Origin of the sequence: Verrucosispora sp. SN26_14.1, assembly GCF_004307965.1 — a bacterium.
GTDB lineage: Bacteria > Actinomycetota > Actinomycetes > Mycobacteriales > Micromonosporaceae > Micromonospora.
Window position 1 is genome coordinate 1 of record NZ_SISL01000592.1, and the last position, 3152, is coordinate 3152.

General features: G+C 71.6%; 2 protein-coding genes and 1 pseudogene. 1 reads left to right on the forward strand and 2 read right to left on the reverse strand.

The features are described 5' to 3' along the window. Positions 1-89 precede the first annotated feature (89 nt). The gene (gene metG / locus EYA84_RS29605) at positions 90-1904 is read right to left on the reverse strand and encodes a methionine--tRNA ligase (RefSeq protein WP_131057381.1); all 1815 of its coding nucleotides are present in this window, start codon (positions 1902-1904) and stop codon (positions 90-92) included. A 158-nt stretch (positions 1905-2062) separates the two neighbouring features. Here metG and EYA84_RS29610 point away from each other — a divergent pair, with 158 nt between their 5' ends. Continuing rightward, the gene (locus tag EYA84_RS29610; RefSeq protein ID WP_236146031.1) at positions 2063-2977 is read left to right on the forward strand and encodes a hypothetical protein; all 915 of its coding nucleotides are present in this window, start codon (positions 2063-2065) and stop codon (positions 2975-2977) included. 53 nt (positions 2978-3030) lie between these two features. Here EYA84_RS29610 and EYA84_RS29615 read toward each other — a convergent pair. Continuing rightward, a pseudogene (locus EYA84_RS29615) lies at positions 3031-3152 on the reverse strand (16S rRNA (cytidine(1402)-2'-O)-methyltransferase); the annotation flags it as partial.

The following is a 3152-nucleotide window of genomic DNA, read 5'->3' on the forward strand; positions in this document are numbered from 1 at the left end:
ACGAGACAGATCCCGGTGTCGGGGTCGCGCCCGCCGCACGTGTCGTCACCGCTCGTCGACGTCGCGACGACCTCCGTGTCTGGCCCGGGTCAGCTCTCCAGCCGGGCCAGTTCCTCGTCGACGATCGACGGGTCGAGCTTGCGGAACACCGGCTTGGGCGCGGCGAGCGGCCGGCCGACCGCGAGCGGCACCGACTCCCAGCGTGCGCCCTGCGTGTAGTCCCCGGTCAGCACCGGGTACCCGGGCCCGCCGTCGAGGTCGTCGACCTCCTCGATGACCGGCATCGGCGCGTGCACGCCGGTGCCGCCGAGCAGCTCGTGCACCTTCTGCGCGGAGTGCGGCAGGAACGGGGTGAGCAGGGTGTTGGCGTCGCTGACCACCTGGAGGGCGACGTGCAGGACGGTGCCCATCCGGGGCTTGTCCGCCTCGTCCTTGAGCTTCCACGGCGCCTGGTCGGAGAGGTACTTGTTGGCCTCCGCGACCACCTTCATCGCCTCGCCGATGGCCTGCTTCTGCCGGTGCCGGCCGATCAGGTCGCCGACCGTGGCGAAGCCGGTCCGGGCCACCGCGAGCAGCGCCTCGTCGGCCTCGGTGAGGCCGTCCGGGCCGATCGGTGGGATGGCGCCGAAGTTCTTCGCCGCCATCGACACGCACCGGTTGACCAGGTTGCCCCAGCCGGCGACCAGCTCGTCGTTGTTACGGCGGAGGAACTCGGCCCAGGTGAAGTCGGTGTCGTTGTTCTCCGGGCCGGCCACGGCGATGAAGTAGCGCAGCGCGTCGGCGTCGTAGCGCTCCAGGAAGTCCCGGACGTAGATGACCACCCGCCGGGAGGAGGAGAACTTGCGTCCCTCCATGGTGAGGAACTCGCTGGATACCACCTCGGTGGGCAGGTTGAGCCGTCCGAGCTGGCCCGGCTTGCCGCCCTTGTCGCCCTCGCCGGAGTAGCCGGCCAGCAGCGCGGGCCAGATCACCGAGTGGAAGACGATGTTGTCCTTGCCCATGAAGTAGTACGACCGGGTGTCGTCGTCCGTCTCGCCGTCGGCGTCCGGCTGGTGCCAGTACCGGCGCCACGCCTCCGGGTCGCCGGAGCGGCGGGCCCACTCGACGGAGGCGGAGAGGTAACCGATCACCGCGTCGAACCAGACGTAGATGCGCTTGTCGGTGCGGTCGCGCCAGCCGTCGAGCGGGATCGGTACGCCCCACTCCAGGTCCCGGGTGATGGCCCGGGGCTGGAGGTCGTCCAGCAGGTTGCGGGAGAACCGCAGCACGTTGGGCCGCCAGCCGTCCCGGCTGTCCAGCCACTGCCGCAGCACGTCGGCGAGGGCGGGCAGGTCGAGGAAGAAGTGCTCGGTCTCGACGAACTTCGGCGTCTCGCCGTTGATCTTCGACTTGGGGTCGATCAGGTCGATCGGGTCGAGCTGGTTGCCGCAGTTGTCGCACTGGTCGCCGCGCGCGCTGTCGTAGCCGCAGATCGGGCAGGTGCCCTCGATGTAGCGGTCGGGCAGGGTCCGGCCGGTCGACGGTGAGATGGCGCCCATGGTGGTCTTCGGCACGATGTAGCCGTTGCGGTACATCCCCTCGAACAACTCCTGCACCACGGCGTAGTGGTTCCGCGTGGTGGTGCGGGTGAACAGGTCGTAGGAGAGACCCAGGCCGTGCAGGTCCTCCACGATCACCCGGTTGTACCGGTCGGCCAGCTCACGGGGCTTGAGGCCCTCGGCGTCGGCCTGCACCTGGATGGGGGTGCCGTGCTCGTCGGTGCCCGAGACCATGAGCACGTCGTGGCCGGCCATCCGCATGTACCGGGCGAAGACGTCGGAGGGAACGCCGAAACCGGAGACGTGGCCGATGTGGCGCGGGCCGTTGGCGTACGGCCAGGCGACCGCCGCGAGAACGTGACTCATGCCCAGCAAGCGTAGTGACCCACCTGGGGCGGCTGCGAACCAATAGGCCCGCCCGCTCGACAATCCGGCGATTCCGGACCCTCGGCTGGTCCGATTTGTCGCCGACACGCTGCCTGAGCTGCGTGTCCGAGCATCCCCACCGGTGTCCAATGAAGCGCGTGACTGGCAGCCGCGCCGCCCGCGACCACGAGGACGGCCTTCCCACCGAGACCTGGCCGGATCCGGCCGCGTCGGCGCGTACCCATGCCGTGGCGCCACACCCCCGGACGGTGACGCCCGACGGGGCGAACCCGGCCGGTGGCGCCCTCGGCGAACCGGCGGCGCCGGAGCAGGGTGTCGAGGTGGAGCCGACCACCGGCGCCCCGGTCGGCACACTGCCGCACCGGGTGCCGGTGCGTTCGGCGCGGCATCTCGGCGCGGATCCGTTCGCCGACCCCGCCGACGTCGACGAGGAGGACACGTTCTGGGCACCGATCGAGGAGGTGCACTGGGACGGCACGCCGGTGCGGCAGGATCCGCCCGGCGAGCGCGGGCTGTTTCGTCGGCTCCGGCAGGTACGCCACCGGGAGCGGAGCAGTCATCCGCCCGACCCGCTGCCGGGACTGGCCGCGCTGGTCGGCCTGAGCCTCGTGGCGGCGTTCTTCGCCTGGGTCAGCGCGGGCCCGATCCTGCTCGCTGCCGGGCAGGGCACCTCGGGCACCGCAGTGGTGACCGGGTGCACCGGTGACGGGTTGACCCAGCGCTGCCGGGGGATCTTCACCGCCGCCGACGGCGGGTTCCGCACCCACGGCGTACGGGTCAGCGGGGTCCCGGAGCAGCGGACGATCGCCGGCACGGCGCTACCCGCCCGGGTGACCGGTCCGGACGCCGCCGTCGCGTACGCCGATCACGGTGTCGGTGCGCACCTGCGCTGGCTGCTCGGCCTGCTGGGGGTGCTCGGCTGCGGTGCCGGGATCGCCCGCTGGACCGGCGCGACGCGCCTGCCCGATCCACGGGGCCGTCGTTGGGCGGTCACCGTCGCCTTCGCCGGCCCGCTGGCGATCACGCTCGGCTTCCTCGCCGCCGCCTGGTGAGATGTAAGGAAGGGACCCTTCCTATACACGAGGCGTTAGTAGGGGGCCCTTCCTTACACCACCTGGTGCACGACGGCGTACACGTCACGGCGACGCAGCCCGAAGGCCGTCGCCACCTCGGTGACGGCGTCCCGGCGACTCTGGCCGGCGGCCTCCCGCTCGGCGACCGCGGCGC